Genomic DNA, 22,861 nt, shown 5'->3' with positions numbered 1-22,861 from the left:
GCGGTCGAGAAGTTCGACTACACCAAGGGCTACAAGTTCTCCACCTACGCCACCTGGTGGATCCGTCAGGCGATCACCCGTGCGATGGCCGACCAGGCCCGCACCATCCGCATCCCGGTGCACATGGTCGAGGTGATCAATAAGCTGGGCCGTATTCAGCGCGAGCTGCTCCAGGATCTGGGCCGTGAACCCACGCCGGAGGAGCTGGCCAAAGAAATGGATATCACCCCGGAGAAGGTGCTGGAGATCCAGCAGTACGCCCGCGAGCCGATCTCGTTGGACCAGACCATCGGCGACGAGGGCGACAGCCAGCTTGGCGACTTCATCGAGGACAGCGAGGCGGTGGTGGCGGTCGACGCCGTGTCGTTCACGCTGCTACAGGATCAGCTGCAGTCGGTACTGGAGACGCTGTCGGAGCGCGAAGCCGGCGTGGTGCGGCTGCGGTTCGGGTTGACCGACGGGCAGCCCCGGACGCTCGACGAGATCGGCCAGGTTTACGGCGTCACCCGCGAGCGGATCCGCCAGATCGAGTCGAAGACGATGTCGAAGTTGCGCCACCCCAGCCGCTCGCAGGTCCTGCGCGACTACCTGGACTGAGCGACACTCCCGATTGATACTCTGACGGGGTAAGTAGGGCGACGGTTTACCGAGTACTTTCCGCGAGTGCGGATGAGCGTGTTTAGCGGAACATCTATTTGTAAGTGACCCGAAAGACTTCCGTGTCTTCCGGCAGCCCCTTAAGGCGATGAGCACCCAGGCTTTCAAAGCGCAGACCTGAACCCGCCGAGAGGTCCCGCACTGTCCGGCTGGTCAGCACTTCGCCGGTTCCCGCCATGGCTCCGACGCGGGCTCCGGTATGAACGGCCAGTCCGCTCCACTCGTCGCCGCGCCGCTCACATTCGCCGATGTGCACACCGGCGCGGATGCGGATGCCACGAGCGGCCAATGCAGGCACCAAATCCAACGCACACCGAGTCGCTTTCGTAGGGCCATCGAATAGTGCGAAGATTCCATCGCCAGTGTGTTTGGCGCGTCGCCCACCGTACTTCGATAACGATCGATCAACCACCTGATCGTGCACGTCGAGTTGAAGCCGCCACCCAGAATCACCTTGGCTGCTCAGTTGCTCAGTGGAGCCGACGATGTCGGTGAATAGCACCGTACACAACACACGTTCGCTGACTGGCGCATTCACTGGTCCGCACACGAAGCCGAGTGCCTCGGTGGCAAGGGCGCTGTCAAAGGTCGCGTGAGGTCCCGGCGGCAGTGCTCGGAACTCGGCGTTGGGCAGCTTGACGGCCAACGCCTCGGCGGCTTCGACCGGGGCAACTTGGTCGCCGGGTCGGGCTAGGACGAGTGTGGTGGTCTGAACGGTATCCAGAATGTCGCGTACGTCGATTGCGGCGAATGCCTTCATTAGCATTGCAGCCATGGCCGGGCTGGCGCTGGCTCGTTCGTACCGTCCCATCATGTCGCGTACGCCGGGTGAGTCAGCGGCCTCGCCGAACATTGCGTCCGCCGTTATGCCCTCGCCCCAGTGCTCGTCGAACGCCTCGACGCCATCTTGTTCCACAAAGCCGGGTGGAAAGCCCCAGGGGAAGTCAGGCAGATCCTGCGAGAACCGTGCGGCTGTCCCGTAGAGCACCATTGACCGGACCTGATCAGGGAAGGTTGCGGCGAACAAAATGCTCATCGGGCCACCTTCGGATACACCGAGAAGCGCCGGACACTCGACTCCCGCCGAGGCGAGGACGGCGTGAAGATCGTCCATGCGTTCATCGAGCGTCGGCACCCGATCGACCGGATCAGATAGTCCCGTGCCGCGTTTGTCCCACAAGATCAGGCGGGTCTCCCGTGCCAGTCGTTCGACCAGCGGCGCGAACGGATACGCCGGGTCGTCGTAAAGATCGACATTGCTCACCCAACCCGGCACGACCACAAGTGGAATCTCGCCGTCGCCCAGCACCCGGTATGCCAGGTGAACGTCGCCGTTGCGTGCGTAGCGAACTCGCCCATCGCTCACCACAACATTCTGGCAGCTCAGACCTGCTCATAGTCACGTTCCGCTCGGGGTTAGACGGTTCTTCGCGATGTCCCCGCCTCGGAGCATGCGGGAGGGGTGAGGGTGACCCCTTAGGCGCTCAGCGCCCGCCTTGCACAGCCCAGTGCCTTCTCTCTCTCCGGCGATGGCTTCGGCGCAGCGTCCGCAGTCGGTCCGCAGTAGTCTCGTCAGCGGCCTATTGAAGCCAACGCCGCCAACTCTCTGACCAGCAGATTCTTAACGCAGCCAACGCTGTAAACCGCAACAAACGCCCAAGTGGCCTCGTTCGCATCGAGTAGGTAGGGATTGGCGATTCCCCCGTTGCACTCGGTGTGTGGATACCGCTGGCACGATAACTCTTGTGGGTAACAGTGGTGATTATGAACTAGCCTGGCCACGCGACCTCATCCGAGATGAACTGGGCGTCCTCATCAATTCCGAAGCCCAGACGGATTGGTCCGTCAAAGTTTGGGCGTGAGGCTGCCCGAGACGAAATTCGGCTGCGCAACCGATTCGGCTGGCTTAGCTTGGCCGAATGTCAGGCAGCCGCATCCTTGTCTCGTCCGGGACCGATTTCGAGTCGACTGTGGGCTATTCGCGGGCGGTCCGAGTCGGCCCACACATCGTCGTAGCCGGCACAACCGGCCCTGGGCCTGTTGATGACATCGGCGCCCAGACCCGAGAAGCGTTGCGGCGCATCGAGGTCGCCCTCAATCAGGCGGGAGCGACGCTCAGCGACGTGGTCCGCACTCGCATCTATGTGACCGATATATCCCGTTGGCGCGAGGTCGCGGCGGTCCATTCCGAGGTTTTGGGTGAGATCCGCCCCGCGGCCACCATGGTGGAGGTAGCCGCCCTCATCGCGCCCGACCTGTTGGTGGAGATCGAAGCCGACGCCTACTCGACAGCCGAGTCACCGATCGGCGGGAAGCTGCCGTCAGCGCCCGGCCGGTAGCTAGTGACGCTGATCACAGCAGCGACCGGCAGTGCTCCGTACAAGTGCGGGAACAGCATCGACTCCGGATCCGTTGCCACTCCTGGTTCCCACCGAATGGGTGAGTCCAGACGGTCCGGATCGATGTGCAGCAGCACCAGGTCGTGGCGATCGCGGTAAAGACGATTAGCCGGCAGGTGTACCTGCTCCGGCCTGGACAGATGGACAAATCCGACGCTGGCAAGCGACTCGGGGCGTACTTCGCCTCGAACCGTGGCGGACGACCACTCGTCAGAGGGACATAGGTGCACCAGCACCGCCGGACGGTGGCTCATACCGCCATCCTGCCCGGAGCGCCAAACGCACAGACGTGAGAAACGACACAGCGGGTAAACGCGTGGTGAAGACGGCCAAACGCGTTGATATCTGAGACAGTGGATTACGGCCAGAAGGAGTAGCCATGAACGCGACCCTGACCACTCCAGAGTTAACCAGGGCTGATCGATGCGACCGATGCGGCGCCGCCGCCCGTGTGCGCGCCAAGCTGCCCTCCGGCGCGGAACTCCTCTTCTGCCAGCACCACGCGAACGAGCACGAGGCCAAGCTGGTCGAGCTGTCGGCCGTGCTTCACGTCAGCGCCGCTCCGCTGCAGTCTTAAAACACGACTCGCCACCAGCGATCCTGGCGGGATGACCATTCGTCGGGAATCCTGAACGGGTCATGACCGACCGAGCAGTGAAGCCTTCGCGCCATCACGTCTGGCGCATCACCAAGCGGGCGTTGTCGAAAAGCTGGGACGACTCGATCTTCTCCGAGTCTGCGCAGGCCGCCTTCTGGTCGGCGCTGTCACTGCCGCCGCTGTTGTTGGGGATGCTGGGAAGTCTCGCTTACGTAGCCCCGTTGTTCGGGCCGGACACGATGTCCGTGATCGAACAGCGCCTGGTGTCGATGTCGAACAAGGTTTTCTCCCCGAGCGTGGTGCACGAGATCATCGAGCCGACGATCGCCGACATCGATCGAGGTGCCCGCGGTGAAGTGGTGTCCCTGGGGTTCTTGATTTCTCTGTGGGCCGGATCATCGGCGATTTCGGCGTTCGTCGATTCGGTGGTCGAGGCCCACGACCAGACCCCGCTGCGCCATCCGGTGCGTCAGCGGTTGTTCGCGTTGCTCTTGTACGTGGTGATGCTGCTCTTTCTGATCGTCACCGCCCCGCTGATGGTGCACGGTCCGCGCAAGCTTGCCCAACTCATCCCCGACGGTTTGCAGGATGTGTTGGCCTACGGCTACTACCCGGCGTTGATCACCGGCCTGATCATCACGGTGGTGATCCTTTATCGGGTGGCGTTGCCCGAACCGCTGCCGTCGCATCGGCTGATCTTCGGGGCGGCGCTGGCCAGTGTGACCTTCCTGATCGCGACGCTGGGGCTGCGAATCTACCTCTGGTGGATCACCGGCACCGGCTACACCTATGGCGCGCTGGCCACACCGATCGCGTTTCTGCTGTTCGCCTTCTTCGCCGGCTTCGCCATCATGCTGGGCGCGGAGTTCAACGCCGCCATTCAGGAGGAGTGGCCGGCCCCCCGCACCCACGCCCACCGGTTGCGGCGCTGGCTGATATCACGCACCATGGCCGAGAGCCGCGACGACACCGACGGCGCAGCCGACGAGCCGCCCCACGTCGGCGTCGATCGGGTCAGCTCTTCTTGAGCGTCTCGTAGATCCGCTTGCAGTCCGGGCATACCGGCGAGCCCGGCTTAGCCGCCTTCGTCACCGGGAACACCTCGCCACACAGCGCCACGACATGCGTGCCCATCACGGCACTCTGCGCGATCTTGTCCTTCTTGACGTAGTGGAAGTACTTGGGAGTATCGCTGTCGGTCCCGTCGTCGACGCGTTCGTCGGTCTCGGTGCGCTCGATCGTCTGGGTCTGCATGTTTCATATTGTGCCGGAATCGGCTTCGACGGGGTCCCCGAAGTGTGGAACAGTGGAGAAATGAAGCGCGGCACTGAGCTGGGTTTCGACGACGACGGCCGGCAGGTACTGATCACGGCCGACGAACCGGCATACGACGTGCAGCATCGCCAGCGAGTGCGGAAATACCTGACGCTGATGGCCTTCCGGATTCCGGCGCTAATACTGGCCGCCGTCGCCTATGGCATGTGGCACAACGGTCTGGTGTCACTTCTGATCCTTGCCGCGTCGATCCCGTTGCCCTGGATGGCGGTGCTGATCGCCAACGACCGACCGCCGCGCCGCGCCGACGAACCCCGGCGATTCGACGGCGTCGGACGGCGCACCCCGCTGTTCCCCACCGCCGAACGCCCGGCGCTCGAGCGCTACAGTCGCCCAGCGCCGCAAGCGGAATCACCATCCGACGGCGCTGACAGTTCCGAATAGCCGTTCGCGGGCACTATTTCTCAGCACATTCTCAGAACGCGCCGACATTCGCGCACGTCAACGGGTGTGAGATGGCCACCCAGTGGGAACTCCTTACCCCAGTCCGTCGTTATATCCCATGACAGCTCACGCCTATCAGGAGGCCGCCATGGCAAATGCCACCACCAGCCGGGTTGACAGCGATCTGGATGCTCAGAGCCCAGCCGCGGACCTGGTGCGGGTGTATCTGAACGGCATCGGCAAGACGGCGTTGCTCAATGCCGCCGATGAAGTCGAACTTGCCAAGCGCATCGAGACCGGCCTTTACGCCCAGCATCTGCTCGAGACCCGCAAGCGCCTCGGCGAGAACCGCAAGCGCGAGCTGGCGATGGTGGTCCGTGACGGCGAAGCCGCACGAGGACACCTGCTAGAAGCCAACTTGCGGTTGGTCGTGTCGCTGGCGAAGCGCTACACAGGCCGTGGGATGCCGCTGCTGGACCTCATCCAGGAAGGCAATCTGGGTCTGATCCGTGCGATGGAAAAGTTCGACTACGCAAAGGGATTCAAGTTTTCGACCTACGCGACCTGGTGGATCCGACAGGCGATCACCAGGGGTATGGCCGACCAGAGCCGCACCATCCGGCTGCCGGTTCACCTGGTTGAGCAGGTAAACAAGCTGGCGCGAATCAAGCGCGAGATGCACCAGAATCTCGGCCGGGAAGCCACGGACGAGGAACTCGCTGCCGAGTCCGGCATCCCGGTCGAGAAGATCAACGACCTGCTGGAGCACAGCCGCGACCCGGTGAGCCTCGACATGCCGGTCGGCTCCGAGGAGGAGGCGCCGCTGGGCGACTTCATCGAGGACGCCGAAGCGATGTCCGCGGAGAACGCGGTGATCGCCGAGCTGCTGCACACCGACATCCGCACCGTGCTGGCCACCCTCGACGAGCGTGAGCACCAAGTGATCCGGTTGCGCTTCGGGCTCGACGACGGACAGCCCCGCACGCTTGACCAGATCGGCAAGTTGTTCGGCCTGTCCCGCGAGCGGGTTCGCCAAATCGAGCGCGAGGTTATGGTGAAGCTGCGCAACGGTGATCGGGCAGACCGACTGCGGTCCTACGCCAGCTGACGACCAAGATCAACACGAAGCAGTATGCCCGCCACGCCCGTGGCGGGCATACTGCGTGCTGGAGTGTTAGCGGACCATTCACGCAGCTGGACACGTAGACTCAGCGGCAATGGAGGGTGCGGAATGAACGACCTGGTAGATACCACGGAGATGTACCTGCGGACGATCTACGACCTCGAGGAAGAGGGCGTTACTCCGCTGCGTGCCCGGATCGCCGAACGGCTTGACCAGAGCGGACCCACGGTCAGCCAGACCGTATCGCGAATGGAGCGCGACGGGCTGCTGCACGTGGCCGGCGACCGCCATCTCGAGCTCACCGACAAGGGCCGCGCACTGGCCGTCTCCGTGATGCGCAAGCACCGGCTCGCCGAGCGGCTGTTAGTCGATGTCATCGGATTGCCCTGGGAAGAAGTGCACGCCGAGGCTTGCCGGTGGGAGCACGTGATGAGCGAAGACGTCGAGCGTCGGCTCGTGCAAGTCCTCGACAACCCAACGACCTCGCCGTTCGGCAACCCGATTCCGGGGCTGTTGGATTTGGGCGTCGGGCCCGGGTTCGGCGGCGAGAAGCCCAACCTGGTGCGGTTAACGGAGTTGCCGGCCGGATCGCCCGTCGCAGTCGTGGTGCGTCAGCTCACCGAGCACGTGCAGGGCGACATCGACCTGATCACCCGTCTCAAGGACGCCGGCGTGGTTCCCAACGCCCGCGTGACCGTCGAAACCAACCCGGCCGGCGGCGTGACGATCGTGATTCCGGGTCACGAAAATGTGAGCCTGCCGCATGAGATGGCGCACGCCGTGAAGGTCGAAAAGGTCTAGCACACGGCGTCATTCCTCAGACGGCTCGTCGGCCGAATGTCCGACGAGGCGGCAGCCGCACACCGAGCCGCTGGGCCAGCCGGTATCCGGTGACAGCCAATTCGCGAATGTGCTCGGGCCGAAGGCCCGATTGCAGGGCCGTATCGAGCATGCCTGCCATCCGGTGGCCGGGTTGGCAGCGCAGCGCGGCCTCCAGCGACACCCCGGCCAGCGGGCCGTCGCCGCGGACATAGGCACTGAACGCGACCAACACCAAGGCCTCCACCCGCCACGGCGCAGGCAGGCTGCGCGACAGCAGCGCCCACAACGACTCGGCCTCCCCCGCGCTCTGGCCGACGGCCAGGGCATACAGCGTGTCACGCACCTCCACGTCGGCCAGCGCGCAGGCCAGGCTGGCCAGCTCCGCATCGCAGAGCTGTTGTCCCTCGCCGACACGAGCGGCGGCAGCCATGGCGTCCTCGACGTCGCGGCGAACGCACGCGGCCGGATCGGTACGGTGTGCGGCGTCCCGTGATGCGGCGTGCGTGCCGATCAGATCAGCCAGCGTCGCGCTGCCGGCCCGCTCGTCGACCGCGATGACTGCCTGCAGGTCAGCGCGCCGCGCATACAGGCGGCGGCCGTCGAGCACCGCCGCCACCGCCAGCGGCGACGCGGAGGGGTCATCGACGACACCGCCCGCACCGCAGCCGTCCACGCAGTGCCAGCGACCCCCGGCCGCCACCCGGTCCACCACGTGTGCGGCCCACAGCACGATGTCGCGCTGCGACAGCGCTTCGGTGAGCGTCGCACACAGGTCGCGGTACTCCTCGTTGCACATCGGGCAGCCGGCGCCGTCGGCGTCGACGATGACCGCGATGGCCGCCTCGGGGCCGGCGGCCGAGGCCACCTCCGCGAGCGGCCCGATCCGGTCGGCGAGCGCCTCGGACAGGTCGACCCGCATCACCGATCCCAGTTCGCCGTCGTCGATCGATATCAGCACCAACGATTTCTCCGGCACGAAGCCCAGCACGGCCGGGAGCGCGGCGATCATCGCGCCGGGGCGATTCAGTTCAAAGTCAGGTCGCTGCTTGGTCATGACGCACACGCTGGCAATCGGCACCGTCAGCCCGCCGGCGGCGCGGACCGCGCCGCGCGTGCGCTGTGGACAAACTCGCCGCTGGGGACAACCGTCGGCCGACTGGGCAGGCGTAGGGGAAACGCGGAACAGATTGTTCACATGTCCGTCGCCTGGCTCGGCGTGCGCGCGGCCGGGAACCGGCGTAGATGTTTCCTCATGGGTTCGATGCTGGAATACGAGATGGTCGTCATCGGTTCAGGTCCCGGCGGGCAGAAGGCCGCCATCGCCGCGGCCAAGCTGGGCAAATCGGTCGCGGTCGTCGAGCAGCGGCAGATGCTGGGCGGGGTCTGCGTCAACACCGGCACGATCCCGTCGAAGACGTTGCGCGAGGCGGTTGTGTACCTGACCGGGATGAACCAGCGCGAGCTGTACGGCGCCAGCTATCGGGTCAAGGACAAGATCACACCGGCTGATCTGCTCTCGCGAACCCAGCATGTCATCGGCAAGCAAGCCGACGTGGTGCGCAATCAGCTGATGCGCAACCGGGTCGATCTGATTCCCGGGCAGGGCCGGTTCCGCGACGAACACACCCTGCTGGTCGAAGACCATTCCCGCGGTGAGCGCACCACGGTCAGCGGCGAACGCATCATCATCGCCACCGGCACCAAACCGGCCCGCCCCGACGGGGTGGAGTTCGATGAGCAGCGGGTGCTCGACTCCGACGGCATCCTCGACCTCAAATTCATCCCGTCCTCGATGGTCGTGGTCGGCGCCGGCGTGATCGGCGTCGAGTACGCGTCGATGTTCGCCGCGCTGGGCACCAAGGTCACCATCGTCGAAAAACGGGACGCCATGCTGGATTTCTGCGATCCAGAGATCATCGAGGCGTTGCGTTTCCACCTGCGCGACCTCGCGGTCACGTTCCGATTCGGCGAGGAGGTCACCACCGTCCAGGTGGGCGCGCAAGGGACCGTGACCAGCCTTGCCAGCGGCAAGAAGATTCCCGCCGAAACCGTGATGTATTCGGCCGGTCGCCAAGGCCAAACCGAGAACCTCGATCTCGAGAACGCGGGCCTGGAAGCTGACAACCGTGGACGGATTTTCGTCGATGAGGACTTCCGGACCAAGGTCGACCACATCTACGCCGTCGGCGACGTCATCGGCTTCCCCGCCCTGGCCTCGACCTCGATGGACCAGGGCCGGGTAGCCGCCTGCCACGCGTTCGGCGAGCCGGTCCACGGCCTGACCGCACTGCAGCCGATCGGCATTTACTCGATCCCCGAGATTTCCTACGTCGGCGCCAGCGAGGTTGATCTCACCAAGGACGCGGTGCCCTATGAGGTGGGCGTGGCCCGCTATCGCGAACTGGCCCGCGGCCAGATCGCCGGCGACTCCTACGGCATGCTCAAGCTGCTGGTTTCCACCGATGATCTGAAGTTGCTCGGGGTGCACATTTTCGGCAGCAACGCCACCGAGATGGTGCACATCGGACAGGCCGTGATGGGCTGCGGCGGCACCGTCGACTACCTGGTCGACGCCGTGTTCAACTATCCAACGTTCTCCGAGGCCTACAAGGTGGCCGCACTTGACGTGATGAACAAGGTGCGCGCGCTGAGTCAGTTCAGCTGACCGGCACTGCCCGGCTGCTTCTCTGCCGCTCCGCCTGCATCGTCGCCGGGCGGTCTTCAGCAGTCGTCGTCGAAGGCAGTCGGCGGCACGTCGCCCGGGCCATCGGCCTCGGCGCGCGCCAAGAGGTCGGTGATGTGCTGGTCGAACGGTGACGAGTAGGACAGATTCTCCGCGCAGCCGCCGGAGTGCAGACCGCCGATCACCCCGGTGACCGTCGAGCCGCTGATCCAGGGCGCGCCGCTGGTGCCCGCCGCCAGGCCTGCGCACGGCAGTTCCGGATAGCCACCATCGGTGACTCCCGTGCTGACCTGGCAGCCGATCGGCATGCCGCCGACGCCCGCAGGGTAGGCGACGATGTTGACCCGGCTGCCTTTGGCCGGGGCGGAACCCAGCGACAGCGCCGAACCGACCTGTGCTTCGACCGATCCGCCGTCGGCGCGGCTGACCCGGGCGATCGCGTAGTCGGCCCGCGGATCCTTGGTGGCTACCCACCGCGGATCCAGGTACACCACATCCATGGACCAGAGATCGGCCGGCGCGGCGTTGCCGGCGTAACCGGGAACGAAGGTCGCCGGGCCGGCGCCTAGGCAATGCGCGGCGGTCAGCACCAGATCGCCTGCCGCCGAGTGCAACACCGAGCCGGTGCAGGTGTGCAGACCGCCGCCGCCGAGGAAAACCGCGCCCACCCGCGGATCAGGGTTCACCGGTCCTGCGACGACCTGCTTCGCGGCCTCAACGACGGCTTGTTTGGGTTTGCTGGCAGGCGGTGCAGCCGGTGACTGGTGCCCACAGGCCGCCAATAACGAGGCAAGGCCGAGGGTCGAGCCCATCGCTGCCAGAATGCGCATCGCTGTCGATCATGCCCGATGGGGCGGGTGCAGGCGACGCAGAGCGGCGCCCACCTGGCGAATTCGGCCTTCCGCGAAACGGGCGCCTGGGTGGAATGCGGCCGGAAGCGACCGCGTTGCCCAACAAACAGGCATGCGATCCGGCGGCGGGGCCGGTATCCGTAGGCGGCCGAATTGAGAGACACTATCTGACACAGTGCGCCACACCGCACCGTGCGAGGAGGCAACAGCGATGGGCGACAACCAGCCCCCCGACAGAGACCCCCAGAAAAACCAGCGTTACCAGCCCGAGCAGAACGGCATGTACGAGCTCGAGTTCCCGGCGCCGCAGTTGTCGTCGTTAGATGGCCGTGGCCCGGTCTTGGTGCACGCTTTGGAAGGCTTTTCCGACGCCGGTCATGCGATCCGGCTGGCCGCCGGCCACCTCAAGGACACGCTGGACACCGAACTGGTGGCCTCGTTCGCGATCGACGAACTGCTCGACTATCGGTCACGGCGGCCGCTGATGACGTTCAAGACCGATCACTTCACCCACTACGACGATCCCGAGCTCAGCCTCTACGCCATGCATGACAGTGTCGGGACACCGTTTTTGCTGCTGTCCGGCATGGAGCCGGACCTGAAGTGGGAGCGGTTCATCACCGCGGTGCGGCTGCTGGCCGAGCGTCTGGGTGTCCGGCAGACCATCGGCCTGGGCACCATCCCGATGGCCGTCCCACACACGCGACCGGTGACGATGACGGCGCATTCCAACAACCGTGAGCTGATCTCCGACTTCACGCCGTGGATCTCCGAGGTCCAGGTGCCCGGCAGCGCGTCGAACCTGCTGGAATACCGGATGGCTCAGCACGGCCACGAAGTGGTCGGCTTCACCGTGCATGTCCCGCACTACTTGGCGCAGACGGACTATCCGTCGGCCGCCCAGGCGTTGCTGGCGCAGGTCGCCAAGACCGGGTCGCTCCAGTTCCCGCTGAAGGCGCTGGAAGACGCGGCGGTCGATATCCAAGCCAAGGTCGACGAGCAGGTTGAGGCCAGCTCGGAGGTCGCTCAAGTGGTGGCTGCGCTGGAGCGACAGTACGATGCCTTCATTGCCGCTCAGGAGAACAGGTCGCTGCTGACGCGGGATGAGGATCTGCCGAGCGGCGACGAACTCGGGGCAGAGTTCGAGCGATTCCTCGCTCAGCAGGCCGAGAAAAAGTTCGACGACGACGATTCGACCTGAGCGCCCCTCCTGGGCCCGACAGCGAAGTTGGCGACATGACTCAGCGGAAGCCCAACCTGCGCTCGGTGCGGGAAGTTGTCCCTTCGCTGCAGTTTCGGACGGTGCACGGCTACCGGCGCGCGTTCCGGATCGCCGGCTCGGGTCCGGTCATCCTGCTGATTCACGGGATCGGTGACAACTCCACCACCTGGGAGACCGTTCAGGCCAAGCTGGCACAGCGGTTCACGGTGATCGCCGTCGACCTGTTGGGCCACGGACAGTCGGACAAGCCACGCGCGGACTACTCGATCGCGGCCTACGCCAATGGGATGCGCGATCTGCTGTCCGTCCTCGACATCGAGCGGGTCACCGTGGTCGGCCATTCGCTGGGTGGCGGGGTGGCGATGCAGTTCGCTTACCAGTTCCCGCACCTGGTCGAGCGGCTGATCCTGGTCGGCGCCGGCGGCGTCACCAAGGACGTCAACATCGTGCTGAGGCTGGCGTCGTTGCCGATGGGCAGCGAGGCGCTGGCGCTGCTGCGGCTGCCGTTGGTGCTGCCGGCTCTGCAGCTCTTCGGACGCGCGGCCGGCCTGATGTTGGGATCAACCGGTGTGGGCCACGACCTCCCGGACGTGTTGCGGGTGCTGGCCGACCTACCGGAGCCGATGGCGTCGGCGGCGTTCACCCGGACACTACGGGCGGTGGTGGACTGGCGTGGTCAGATGGTCACCATGCTCGACCGATGTTATTTGACCCAGTCCGTTCCGGTGCAAATCATCTGGGGCACAGACGATGTCGTTGTTCCCGTCAGCCACGCCCGGATGGCGCACGCCGCGATGCCGGGTTCCCGTTTGGAGATTTTCGAGCGCTCCGGGCATTTCCCGTTCCACGACGATCCCGACCGGTTCATCGAGGTCGTCGAGCGCTTCATCGATACCACCGAGCCCGCCGAATACGACCAGGCCGTCCTTCGCGAGCTGCTCCGCAGCGGCGGCGGGGCACAAACCGTCTCCGGGCCGGTCGACACCCGTGCCGCCGTGTTGGAGGCGATGGGCGCCGACGAACGCAGCGCCACCTGATCCTCGCCTCAACCCGAGCCCGTACAGTCGATTTCATGAGCATCGATGTCACGGTGTTGCGCGTTTTCACCGATGCGCACGGCAACTTCGGCAACCCACTGGGCGTGGTTGACGCCGCCACCGTGGCGCCTGGGTATCGCCAGCGCCTGGCGACCCAATTAGGTTACAGTGAAACAGTTTTCATCGATTTACCCAGCGCCGGATCCACCACGGCGCACGCTCGCATCTACACCCCGCTGACCGAATTGCCATTCGCCGGCCACCCGACCGTCGGGGCTTCGTGGTGGCTGCGTGCCAGCGGTACGCCGATCCGCACGCTGCAGGTGCCCGCAGGCATTGTCCAGGTGAGCTACGACGACGACATCACCGTCATCAGCGCCCGATCGGAATGGGCACCGGAGTTTGCCATTCACGATCTCGAATCACTCGATGACCTCGCGGCCGCCGATCCTGGTGACTTCTCCGACGATGTGGCGCATTACCTGTGGACATGGATCGACGAGCCCGCCGGAGCACTGCGCTCTCGGGTATTCGTGGCCAATCTCGGTGTGACGGAAGACGAAGCGACCGGATCCGCCGCCATGCGGATGACCGAATACCTCAGCCGCGACTTGACCATCACCCAGGGCAAGGGATCGGTAATCCAGACCACCTGGAGCCCGCAGGGCTGGGTTCGGGTTGCCGGTCGCGCCGTCGACGACGGTGTCACGCACCTCGTCTAACCGTCCAGGTTGACCGTCACAACAAGACCGTCGGAATCGTCGGCCATCAATGCTTCGACGCTGGATCACGTTGGTTAGACCGCGTTTTCGATATCCGCGTTGTTGTTCCCTTCAGTCCTTTCGGTGCAACACCGCGGCGAGATGGTGTTGCACCGGTTGTCCGACCGCGCCCATCCGCAGCGAATACGACAGCTCGTCGCCGTCGACTCGGAAGCGGCGGCCAAGGGCAGTCACCTCCTTGGCGGTCGGTGTCAGACCGACGTCCGAGGTGGTCATCTCGATTTCGATCGTCGTGCCGTCGGCAGTGTATGTGCCCACCTCGATTTCGGTGATGCCGCTTGGGTGTGCGAGCACCAGTTCGACCTGACCGGGCCGCGGTACCCGAAGGTAGCCCGTCTCGGCATGCAGGGGCGTCCCATCCGTTGCGGCCCTGGTCTTTTGCCCGTACACCAAAAACGGCTTCCCCACATGGGAGAAGGTGACCTCTTCCAGGTAGTCGAACGGCTCGATGGTGGGGTATTCCCCGGAACCACGACCCGCCCATACGCCGAGCAGCGGAGCGAGCTCTTGCAGGTTGGGGTGCAGGTCAGGCGCCATTCGGCCAGCCTAGTGAGCGTGGATGTCCGGCGTGCGGACATGCTCGGGGCGGAAGCCCCGACCGACGATGATCGGCGGGATGAACTGCAGCGGGCCCCAGCCAACGATCTTCGGGATATGGACCGGCGACAGGTCGCCGGTCAAAAACGGTTCGACGGCCTTGTCCTGGATGAGCACCTGACCGGCCTGGATGATCCGGGCGGGTAGCTCGCGTCGGCGTTGCACCTTGGCGAGGTCGGCATCGGTCAACCGACCTTCGCGCAGCGGGCCACAGAGAATGTTGGCCGCTGCCACCGCGTCGGCAACAGCGAGATTGATACCGACTCCCCCGGCCGGCGACATGGCATGCGCCGCATCGCCTATGCACAGCATGCCCGTACGCCACCACATCTTGAGCCGATCCACCCGCACATCGAGTTGGCTGGTGTCGTCCCAAGAATGTAGGTCGTTGACATGGTCACGCAAGTTCGGCGACACGGACGCCAGACGCGCTTTGAATGCGTCGAGTGAGCCGTCTCGGGGATTCTGCCCCTTCGGCACGAGATGTGCGACCTGCCAGTAGTCACCCCGGTAGATCATGGCCATCAGCATGCCCTTGCGGAGGATCCCGTAGAGCTCTTGCGGGTCGCCCGGACGCCACTTCAGTCGAAACCACAAGACATCCATCGGAGAAGCCGCGCTGGCGATCTCCAAGCCCGCCGCGGCCCGCACTACCGACGCGCGCCCGTCGGCGCCCACGACTAACTCGGCACGCACCTCCAACTCCGGCGTCCGCACCCCGACGACCCGATCGCCGTCGAAGATCAGATCTTTGACCTCCGCGTTACGGATCAGGGTGAACTCCGGATAGGCACTTGCCTTTTCGGCGAGAAAGTCCAGGAAGTCCCACTGCGGCATCAACGCGACGTAGGGCTGTTTGAAGCCGAGCCATTTGAGCGCGCTGAAGTTGCCGAAGGTGCGAAGCGAGCCGTCGGTGTCGAAGGCAAGTCGCGTGATCTGGGTGTGGGGCAGACGCAGGAACTCATCGATGAAGCCCAGTTCGTCCATGATCCGCAACGTGCTCGGATGCACAGTGTCGCCGCGAAAGTCGCGCAGGAAGTCGTTGTGCTTCTCCAAGACAACAACCTGTACTCCGGCGCGGGCCAGCAATAGAGCATGGATCAGGCCCGCCGGACCGCCACCGGCAACGCAGACCTGGGTTCGCAGAACTCGGGTCACGGCCCGACACTACCCGCGCGCAGCTGACTCAATGCAGGCTCTCGGCGGACCGGTCAACCGGACGCGGACACTTCGCGGTGAGCGCGCAGCGCCTCGATCTCGCGCTCGAAATCGTCTGCAGACGAAAAGGACCGGTACACCGAGGCGAATCGCAGATAGGCCACCTCGTCGAGATCTCGCAGCGGACCGAGGATCGCAAGGCCGACCTCGTGGCTGGGGACTTCCGGTGATCCGCTGGCCCGCACCGCGTCTTCGACCTGCTGGGCCAACAGGTTCAGCGCATCGTCGTCGACTTGGCGGCCCTGGCAGGCCCGACGCACACCGCTGATCACCTTCTCGCGGCTAAAGGGTTCGGTGACACCGCTGCGCTTGACGACCGCCAGCACCGCGGTCTCCACAGTGGTGAATCGCCGCCCGCACTCCGGGCACGACCTGCGGCGCCGGATGGCCTGACCCTCGTCGGTCTCGCGTGAGTCGACCACCCGGGAATCGGGATGGCGGCAGAACGGACAGTGCATGACCGCTCCTTCGCCGCGCCGACAACGGGATGTCTGAGACCACCCCGAGCGTACCTGCGCACTCCCCCGCGGGCCTAGCGTCAGCGGAGGTCGTGCCCGATATCCGCGACCGTCACGGCATTCGCCGATGACCATTGAGCCATGCGGGTTTCGGCGCTGCACGGCGGAGCCGTCAGCCCACCGGGGCGATGAGCGTCTGGCCGGCGGTCACCGTCGCGGAGTCGAGATCGTTGAGCTCGCGGATGCGTGCGGTGACCTGACCGGTCGGCGCATCGGGTGCGACCCTGGCGGCCAAGTGCTGGAGCGTCTCCCCGGGCTCGACCCGCACCACAGCGAGCTGGTCGGGCATGTGGCCCGCCGCCTGGTCAGAGCCGCCATGCAGCATGCCACCGAAGTGCGCCACCAGCCCCAGCCACACGGTGATCAGCGCCGCGAGCAGGGCCAGCGCAACCGTGGTCGCCGGCGTGATCGGACGTGGCCGATGTGGCGCCGTCGACATCAACACTCCGGTACCCCGGTAACGCGGGGGCGCAGCGACCGGTCTCGACGGCTGCGGACCCCGGCTTCCGGGCCGACCACGACGGCCTGCCGGTCGCACCCGGACCGGCCGGCACCGGATCGGCGCGCTCGGCGAGATCGTTTCGATGGGCATCATGTGCGTTCCTCCAGTCGGCTAGTTCTCGATCACTTGTTCGAAGCATAATCGATAGTGTGTTCGAATTCCGAACATGTGATCGAACTGTTGCACACGAAGCAGACGGTAAAGCACCCCACCGACAACTTTCGCAGCCGTAACAGGGGCAACATCGCGACACGCCTCGAACACATGTTTGATATCGGGGCTGGATGCGGCTACATTCGTCCGTATGAGCGACAGCGATACACCCGGCGCCGACCCTCAGCGCGGTGCGCGATCTGGGGATTCAGGGCTCACAGAGCGCCAACGCACGATTCTGGACGTGATCCGCGCTTCGGTCACCAGTCGCGGGTATCCGCCGAGCATCCGGGAAATCGGTGATGCGGTAGGGCTGACGTCGACGTCCTCGGTGGCTCACCAGTTGCGCACACTCGAGCGCAAGGGGTATCTCCGCCGTGACCCGAACCGCCCACGCGCTGTTGATGTTCGCGGCGCCGACGACGCCGCGAGGCCGACGGTCCTCACCGACGTCTCGGGCTCGGATGCATTGCCGGAACCCACGTATGTTCCTGTTTTAGGACGCATCGCGGCGGGCGGCCCGATTCTTGCCGAGGAAGCCGTCGAGGACGTCTTCCCGCTGCCCCGCGAACTCGTCGGCGAGGGGGCGCTGTTCTTGCTCAAGGTGGTCGGTGACTCGATGGTCGACGCCGCGATTTGCGACGACGACTGGGTCGTGGTCCGTCAGCAGAACGTGGCCGACAACGGCGACATCGTGGCAGCGATGATCGACGGGGAGGCCACCGTCAAGACTTTCAAGCGCACCGGTGGTCAGGTTTGGCTGATGCCGCACAACCCGGCCTTCGACCCGATCCCGGGCAACGACGCCGCCGTGCTCGGCAAGGTCGTCACGGTGATCCGCAAGATCTAACTACCGCGGTCCAGTTGGCTACTCGGCCTTGGTGAACCCGTTGGCTTTCGCGATTTCTTCGGTGGCGAACCAGATTTCGGCGAACGTGTCCTCGTATAGTTCGCTGTCGGGCATGTAGTAGAGGCCGAAGCTGGCATTGGCCTTAACGGGGTATCCGTCGGGGACCCGGTACGGATCCTCCATCGGAAGGTGAATCGCCAACTGACCGGGCGCAATTGGCGTAGCCGCAGCGAAATGAGTGGTCTCGGCTTCGGCGTCCGCGGCGGCATGTCGCCCGCTTCGCACTTCGCCCGGTGTTGGGATCCGCGTCGGAGCTGTGTCCACCGCGTCGGGATCCTCGTCAAAGGGCTCGTCGAGGTGCTCGACCAAGTGTTCGTCGAGGTGCTCGTCGAGGTGCTCGACCAAGTCTTCGTCCAAGTCGGAAAACTCGGCAGAATCTCCGATTTGGTTGACCAGCGGCTCGTCGACCAAATCGGCACGCCCTGGTGACATCCAGTCGCCGGCCGGCTGACTGGGCAGCCGCACGGTCCGCGGACGCGGCGCCCGGTAGCCGTCAGACAAGGTCGACGACTCGAGATTGCCGTCGGCATTCGGTGGCCACCGTGAAACAGACTCGGTGACGGCCTCATAGCCGGTGTCGTCACCACCGCCAGGTCCGGCGGCTTCGGTCTTAAGCCCGGCGGCGCGGCGTGGGCGCCCTCTCGCGGCCACCAGCAAGGCCAGCCCAACCAGCAGCAGCAGCAGCGCCACGGCGACGCCGACTGGCAACCACAATCGATGCCAGTTCAGCAGGCTCCCCCTGCCGGGGGTCGACGCCGAACCGGCCGGCATCTTCTGCCCGGGCACCTGCAGGCCGGACAATGCCGACGCCAAGTTCGCTGGTTGGGTGCTGAACGTGTTCTTCGCTTGATTCCAGGCGATTTGGCCACCGGCGAACTTCTGCGTGATCACGTCCTTATTCGTCGTCTGATCGCCGACCGGTGCACCCAGTTTGCCGGTCGGTCCGAGGAGTTTGTCCCACGCGGCCTTGATGGCGCCGCGAATCACAAACGCGCCGTGGTCGGGCGTCCAGAAGATCACCGGATTGTCGTTGGCGGCAAACGCGCTCACCCGGCTGGCCGGCTTGAGACCGCCCTCGGCCTCATTGGCGATCGGGAAGCCGAGCGTGCTGCCGCCCGGGCCGCCCAGCGACTCGTATTTCGCCAGAATGTCACTCTCGACGGCGTTGGCTCCGGTGGCCGGGCTGAAGAAGACCTTGCCGCCGGTGAAGTTTTGGCCCAGCCCGTCACTACCCACCGGATACTGATCGCCTTGTTTGGCACCCAACGGGCCCGAGGGGCCGCCTGATGCGCGCCACGCCATGTTGATGGCCGCGGTCGGATCGATGGGTGCCTGCAGATCGGTGAGCTGGCTCGCCAGATTGGGCGGAGCGGTGGAGAACGCTTTGGTCAGCCTGTTCCATGACACCTTGCCGCCGCTGAAGGCCTGGGTGGCGACTTCGCCGTCGTAGGTTTCGTCGCTGACCGGGACGCCGAGAGCGCCACCGGAGCTGCCCAGTTTGTCCCACGCGGCGTTGATCGCCCCGCGCACGACGAACGCGCCGTGCTCGGCGGTCCAGTAGATCAGCGGCTTGTCGCTGGCCGAGAAGGTGCTGACCCGGCTGTCGGGGCCTGCCAGCCCGCGTGCTTCGTTCATCGTGGGAAAGCCCAGGTCGCTGGCCGCCGGGCCACCGAGGGCCTCGTACTTGTCCAGGATGGCGCCCATCATCGACCTGGGGCCGGTAGCCGGCGTGAAGAACATCTTGCCGTGCACGAAGTCCTGGGCGAATCCTGCGCCGGCGGCGTACGCCTCACCCTGTTTGGCGCCGAGATCCGAATTGTCGGCGCCGGCGGCCTTCCACGCCGCGGTCATCGCGTCGTCGGCCTCGCCCAGTGGGGATGCCGACGCGACGGGTGCCAATAATGCCGTGCACACTCCCAAGGCTGTCGCCAGTGCCACCAGACCGAGCACCGCGCGCCCAATGACGGTGCCCGATCGACCTTGCTGCCCTGCCATCACACCTCCCAGCGGCCGCCCCACCCGCAGTCTGTGGCTAGTTTCGACCGCACGGCGGGCTGGCACAACTGCGGTCGAGCCGACGACATTTGCGGAGTCATTATCCAAGACCCTACGGAACCGTAACCCGTCGAGGGCGAAATGATGTCCACAACGTTGCTGGGGTGTCGCATTCGACCCATCCGATTCTGCGTTACGGTCCCCGATACCGGGGTGGTCCCCGTGGCGATGTGGCACACGGAAAGGCAGCGGAAATTGGGTGCTTCCGGACCGGTCTGGTCTCTGATCGTTGCCCTAATCGCGGGGCTGGTCCTGTTCGACTACGTGTTCAACGTCCGCCGCGCCAACACCCCGACGTTGCGCGAAGCGGTGGTGTGGTCGGCCAGCTACCTCGGAATTGCGATCATGTTCGGCCTTGGCGTCTGGGCTTTTGGCGGGATATCGATGAGCGTCGAATATTTCGCCTGTTATGTCAGTAATGAAGCTCTCTCTATCGACAATCTGTTCATCTTTTTATTCATCGTGAGCCGCTTCGCTGTACCGCGGATCGCCCAGCAAAAAGTGTTGTTATTCGGCATTGTATTGGCGCTGGCCGCGCGCACCGGATTCATCCTTATCGGCGCCGCTCTGATCACAATTTTCAACTGGGCGTTTTACCTATTCGCGATCGTCTTGCTCATCATGGCGACCAACCTCGCAAAATCGTCGGAATCGAAACGCGGCGATACGGACACGGTGCTTATCCGCATCGCCAGACGGTTGGTGCGCACCTCCAAGGACTATGACGGCGACCGGTTGCTCAGCGTCGAGCACGGCCGGCGGGTGATGACACCGATGTTGCTGGTCATGCTGGCGGTGGGCGGGGCGGACATATTGTTCGCATTCGACTCGATCCCAGCGCTGTTCGGCCTGTCCCAGAACGTCTACCTGGTGTTCTCGGCGACCGCGTTGTCGTTGTTGGGCCTACGGCAGTGGTATTTCTTGATCGACGGTCTGCTCGACCGGTTGGTGTACCTGTCCTACGGTCTCGCGGCGATCTTGGCTTTCATCGGTGTGAACCTGATGCTGCAGGCCCTGCACGACAACAACATTCCGTTCATCAACGGCGGCAACCCGGTCCGCGTCGCAGAACTGAGCACACCGCTGTCGTTGACGCTGATCATCGTCATCCTGCTGATCACGACGGCAGCGTCACTGCTGTCACCACGCGGACGGGCGCAACACGCGCTCGCCGAGGCCCGCCGGCACACGGCGGAATGTCTCAATCAGAGCTACGTCGCCGCCCAGGCTGGACCGAATGGCCTCGCCTAGACGCCCATGCTGCGACCGATGATTTCCTTCATGATTTCGGTGGTCCCGCCGTAGATCGTCTGCACCCGCGCATCGAGATAGGCACGCGCAACTGTGTATTCGCGCATGTAGCCGTAGCCACCGTGCAGTTGCAGGCAGCGATCGATCAGGTGCACTTGCTTCTCGGTCGAATACCACTTCGCCATCGCAGCCTGCTCGGCAGTCAGCTTCTCGTCGAGGTGCAGGCGGATGAACTCGTCGACCATGATGCGCACCGCAGTGGCCTCGGTCGCCAACTCGGCCAGCAAAAATCGGCTGTTCTGAAAACTTCCGACCGGCCTGCCGAAAGCCTTGCGCTCCTTCGTGTATTGCAGAGTTTGCTCCAAGACGGCCTCCATGGCTGCGGCCGCCATGATGGCAATCGAAATGCGTTCCTGCGGCAGGTTTTGCATCAGGTAGATGAAGCCCATGCCCTCTTCGCCGAGCAGATTCTCGGCGGGAACTTTGACGTCGGAGAACGACAGCTCAGCGGTGTCCTGGGCCTCCAAGCCGATTTTGTCCAAATGCCGGCCGCGCTCGAAGCCTTCCATGCCGCGCTCCACGGCGATAAGGGAAAAGCCTTGCGCGCCTTTGTCCGGATCAGTCTGGGCCACCACGATCACCAGGTCGGAGTTGATGCCATTGGTGATGAACGTCTTCGACCCGTTGAGTACGTAGTGGTCGCCCTGCTTGACCGCGCGGGTTTTGATGCCCTGTAAGTCGCTGCCGGTGCCCGGCTCGGTCATGGCGATCGCGGTGATCAGCTCGCCGGTGCAGAACTTGGGCAGCCAGCGCTGCCTTTGCTCCTCGTTGGCCAGGCGCAGCAAATAGGGCGCGACGACGTCGTTGTGCAGGCTGAACCCGATGCCGCTGAAGCGACCGGCGACGGTCTCCTCGACGATGATCGTGTTGTAGCGGAAGTCGGGGTCACCACCGCCGCCGTACTCTTCGGGGACCGCCATGCCCAGGAAGCCCTGCTTACCGGCCTCCAACCACACCCCACGGTCGACAATCTTCGCCTTCTCCCATTCGTCGTGGTAGGGGGCCACGTGACGTTCCAGGAACGCCCGGTAGGACTCACGGAACAATTCATGCTCGGGCTCGAACAGCGTGCGCTGATACTTGACGGCGCTACCCATGGATGACCTCCGGCGGGGTGGGGACTCTGCCGCCCAAGATATACCAACCGGATGGTTGGGCGATCTGCGTACCCATGCGGGCTTACAGTCAGCGAGGTGGACGAGACGATCCTGGTGGAGGAACGCGGGCAGCTGCTCGAGTTTTCCTACACCGACATGCTGTGCTACGCCGGGCCATACTCGCCGGCGGGTGTGGCCAATGCGTTCAAAGTGATGCAGCGGGCATTCGCGGCGTTGTCCCCGAACCAACCGCCGCAACGGCGCTCGATCGTCATCCGCACCGCCTTCCGGGGACCCGGGGCGCGCGACGGCTTCGAAGCCGTGACCCGAGCGGTGACCGACGGCCGCTACACGGTCGACCTGGCCCTGGCGCGACCCGACCGCGGCCGGCTGCTGCAAAGCTTCGTCTTCCAAGTCATCATCGCCGGGCGCACGGCGACCTTGCTACTGCGTAAAGGCTTCGTCAGCGCCGAATTCATCAACCTCGCAGGCAAATCCGACCGCAGCCAGGCGGAAGAGGCGCGCCTCGACCAGCTCAAGGCCGACCTGGCGCAGCGGCTGCTGGCCGCACCCGCCGAAGACGTCTACGACGTGGCCGACTGAGTCC

General features: G+C 64.8%; 24 protein-coding genes and 1 pseudogene. 14 read left to right on the top strand and 11 right to left on the bottom strand.

Going from position 1 to position 22,861, the window contains the following annotated elements; all coding sequences use genetic code 11:
- The coding region (locus VNW74_RS06485; protein WP_325675778.1) for an RNA polymerase sigma factor at positions 1–597 on the top strand (597 nt) is incomplete at its 5' end.
- A gap of 94 nt (positions 598–691) precedes the next feature.
- Here VNW74_RS06485 and VNW74_RS06480 read toward each other — a convergent pair.
- Complete coding sequence (locus VNW74_RS06480) at positions 692–2,023, bottom strand: adenylate/guanylate cyclase domain-containing protein (RefSeq protein ID WP_325675777.1); 1,332 nt, start codon at positions 2,021–2,023, stop codon at positions 692–694.
- A 553-nt stretch (positions 2,024–2,576) separates the two neighbouring features.
- On the opposite strand from VNW74_RS06480, the gene VNW74_RS06475 reads away from it, so the two are divergent.
- Complete coding sequence (locus tag VNW74_RS06475; protein ID WP_325675776.1) at positions 2,577–2,996, top strand: RidA family protein; 420 nt, start codon at positions 2,577–2,579, stop codon at positions 2,994–2,996.
- On the opposite strand, the gene VNW74_RS06470 is transcribed toward VNW74_RS06475, so the two are convergent.
- Entirely contained in the window at positions 2,939–3,310 is a 372-nt protein-coding gene (locus VNW74_RS06470) for a DUF952 domain-containing protein (RefSeq protein ID WP_325675775.1), read from the bottom strand. The two genes, VNW74_RS06475 and VNW74_RS06470, sit on opposite strands and share 58 nt — an antisense overlap.
- 125 nt (positions 3,311–3,435) lie before the next feature.
- Between VNW74_RS06470 and VNW74_RS06465 the strand changes: the two genes are divergently transcribed.
- Both VNW74_RS06465 and VNW74_RS06460 read left to right on the top strand, forming a co-directional pair.
- Positions 3,436–3,633 (top strand): DUF7455 domain-containing protein, encoded by a 198-nt coding sequence (locus VNW74_RS06465; protein WP_325675774.1) that lies wholly within the window; start codon positions 3,436–3,438, stop codon positions 3,631–3,633.
- 62 nt (positions 3,634–3,695) lie between these two features.
- Positions 3,696–4,682: a YihY/virulence factor BrkB family protein gene (locus VNW74_RS06460; protein WP_325675773.1), complete on the top strand. Its 987-nt coding sequence runs from the start codon at positions 3,696–3,698 to the stop codon at positions 4,680–4,682.
- Here VNW74_RS06460 and VNW74_RS06455 read toward each other — a convergent pair.
- Positions 4,669–4,908 carry a DUF3039 domain-containing protein gene (locus VNW74_RS06455; protein ID WP_325675772.1) on the bottom strand — a complete coding sequence of 80 codons (240 nt, stop codon included), beginning with the start codon at positions 4,906–4,908 and terminating at the stop codon, positions 4,669–4,671. The two genes, VNW74_RS06460 and VNW74_RS06455, sit on opposite strands and share 14 nt — an antisense overlap.
- Positions 4,909–4,950: 42 nt before the next feature.
- On the opposite strand from VNW74_RS06455, the gene VNW74_RS06450 reads away from it, so the two are divergent.
- The 3 genes from VNW74_RS06450 (at position 4,951) to VNW74_RS06440 (ending at position 7,297) form a co-directional block, all read left to right on the top strand.
- A complete protein-coding gene (locus tag VNW74_RS06450) occupies positions 4,951–5,373 on the top strand; it encodes a DUF3099 domain-containing protein (RefSeq protein ID WP_325675771.1) in 423 nt (140 codons plus the stop codon).
- Between the two features lie 118 nt (positions 5,374–5,491).
- Positions 5,492–6,481 carry a sigma-70 family RNA polymerase sigma factor SigB gene (sigB, locus tag VNW74_RS06445; protein WP_414686611.1) on the top strand — a complete coding sequence of 330 codons (990 nt, stop codon included), beginning with the start codon at positions 5,492–5,494 and terminating at the stop codon, positions 6,479–6,481.
- 123 nt (positions 6,482–6,604) lie between these two features.
- Positions 6,605–7,297, top strand: a complete 693-nt coding sequence (locus tag VNW74_RS06440; RefSeq protein WP_325675769.1) for a metal-dependent transcriptional regulator — start codon at positions 6,605–6,607, stop codon at positions 7,295–7,297.
- Positions 7,298–7,313: 16 nt separating this feature from the next.
- Here the strand turns inward: VNW74_RS06440 and VNW74_RS06435 are convergent, their stop codons facing one another.
- Positions 7,314–8,372 (bottom strand): DUF4192 domain-containing protein, encoded by a 1,059-nt coding sequence (locus VNW74_RS06435; protein WP_325675768.1) that lies wholly within the window; start codon positions 8,370–8,372, stop codon positions 7,314–7,316.
- Between the two features lie 207 nt (positions 8,373–8,579).
- Here VNW74_RS06435 and sthA point away from each other — a divergent pair, with 207 nt between their 5' ends.
- Entirely contained in the window at positions 8,580–9,983 is a 1,404-nt protein-coding gene (gene sthA, locus VNW74_RS06430; RefSeq protein ID WP_325675779.1) for a Si-specific NAD(P)(+) transhydrogenase, read from the top strand.
- Between the two features lie 56 nt (positions 9,984–10,039).
- Here sthA and VNW74_RS06425 read toward each other — a convergent pair whose 3' ends face one another.
- Positions 10,040–10,831, bottom strand: a complete 792-nt coding sequence (locus VNW74_RS06425; protein ID WP_325675767.1) for a trypsin-like serine peptidase — start codon at positions 10,829–10,831, stop codon at positions 10,040–10,042.
- 232 nt (positions 10,832–11,063) lie between these two features.
- Here VNW74_RS06425 and VNW74_RS06420 point away from each other — a divergent pair, with 232 nt between their 5' ends.
- The 3 genes from VNW74_RS06420 to VNW74_RS06410 are packed head-to-tail and all read left to right on the top strand — an operon-like array spanning position 11,064 to position 13,833.
- Positions 11,064–12,053, top strand: a complete 990-nt coding sequence (locus tag VNW74_RS06420) for a PAC2 family protein (RefSeq protein ID WP_325675766.1) — start codon at positions 11,064–11,066, stop codon at positions 12,051–12,053.
- Positions 12,054–12,088: 35 nt separating this feature from the next.
- Complete coding sequence (locus tag VNW74_RS06415; protein ID WP_325675765.1) at positions 12,089–13,111, top strand: alpha/beta hydrolase; 1,023 nt, start codon at positions 12,089–12,091, stop codon at positions 13,109–13,111.
- 35 nt (positions 13,112–13,146) lie between these two features.
- Positions 13,147–13,833, top strand: coding sequence for a PhzF family phenazine biosynthesis protein (locus tag VNW74_RS06410; RefSeq protein ID WP_325675764.1), 687 nt, complete (start codon positions 13,147–13,149; stop codon positions 13,831–13,833).
- A gap of 111 nt (positions 13,834–13,944) precedes the next feature.
- Here VNW74_RS06410 and VNW74_RS06405 read toward each other — a convergent pair whose 3' ends face one another.
- The 4 genes from VNW74_RS06405 to VNW74_RS06390 all read right to left on the bottom strand — a co-directional run bounded on the left by VNW74_RS06405 (position 13,945) and on the right by VNW74_RS06390 (position 16,821).
- On the bottom strand, positions 13,945–14,430 hold the full coding sequence (locus VNW74_RS06405) for a peroxynitrite isomerase (protein WP_325675763.1): 486 nt from the start codon (positions 14,428–14,430) through the stop codon (positions 13,945–13,947).
- A gap of 9 nt (positions 14,431–14,439) precedes the next feature.
- Positions 14,440–15,648 (bottom strand): FAD-dependent oxidoreductase, encoded by a 1,209-nt coding sequence (locus VNW74_RS06400; RefSeq protein WP_325675762.1) that lies wholly within the window; start codon positions 15,646–15,648, stop codon positions 14,440–14,442.
- Between the two features lie 53 nt (positions 15,649–15,701).
- Complete coding sequence (gene nrdR, locus VNW74_RS06395) at positions 15,702–16,166, bottom strand: transcriptional regulator NrdR (RefSeq protein ID WP_325675761.1); 465 nt, start codon at positions 16,164–16,166, stop codon at positions 15,702–15,704.
- Positions 16,167–16,338: 172 nt separating this feature from the next.
- A complete protein-coding gene (locus VNW74_RS06390; protein ID WP_325675760.1) occupies positions 16,339–16,821 on the bottom strand; it encodes a LysM peptidoglycan-binding domain-containing protein in 483 nt (160 codons plus the stop codon).
- A 211-nt stretch (positions 16,822–17,032) separates the two neighbouring features.
- On the opposite strand from VNW74_RS06390, the gene lexA reads away from it, so the two are divergent.
- The gene (gene lexA / locus VNW74_RS06385) at positions 17,033–17,731 is read left to right on the top strand and encodes a transcriptional repressor LexA (protein ID WP_325675759.1); all 699 of its coding nucleotides are present in this window, start codon (positions 17,033–17,035) and stop codon (positions 17,729–17,731) included.
- Positions 17,732–17,749: 18 nt separating this feature from the next.
- On the opposite strand, the gene VNW74_RS06380 is transcribed toward lexA, so the two are convergent.
- On the bottom strand, positions 17,750–19,786 hold the full coding sequence (locus VNW74_RS06380) for a hypothetical protein (RefSeq protein ID WP_325675758.1): 2,037 nt from the start codon (positions 19,784–19,786) through the stop codon (positions 17,750–17,752).
- A 255-nt stretch (positions 19,787–20,041) separates the two neighbouring features.
- Here VNW74_RS06380 and VNW74_RS06375 point away from each other — a divergent pair.
- A pseudogene (locus VNW74_RS06375) lies at positions 20,042–21,076 on the top strand (TerC/Alx family metal homeostasis membrane protein); the annotation flags it as partial.
- Between the two features lie 17 nt (positions 21,077–21,093).
- Here the strand turns inward: VNW74_RS06375 and VNW74_RS06370 are convergent.
- Positions 21,094–22,254 (bottom strand): acyl-CoA dehydrogenase family protein, encoded by a 1,161-nt coding sequence (locus tag VNW74_RS06370; protein WP_325675757.1) that lies wholly within the window; start codon positions 22,252–22,254, stop codon positions 21,094–21,096.
- A 96-nt stretch (positions 22,255–22,350) separates the two neighbouring features.
- On the opposite strand from VNW74_RS06370, the gene VNW74_RS06365 reads away from it, so the two are divergent.
- Entirely contained in the window at positions 22,351–22,857 is a 507-nt protein-coding gene (locus VNW74_RS06365; RefSeq protein ID WP_325675756.1) for a hypothetical protein, read from the top strand.
- Positions 22,858–22,861 lie beyond the last annotated feature (4 nt).

It is taken from the genome of Mycobacterium sp., from assembly GCF_035570115.1.
Lineage (GTDB): Bacteria > Actinomycetota > Actinomycetes > Mycobacteriales > Mycobacteriaceae > Mycobacterium.
This window is presented reverse-complemented; position numbering and strand designations above follow the sequence as displayed.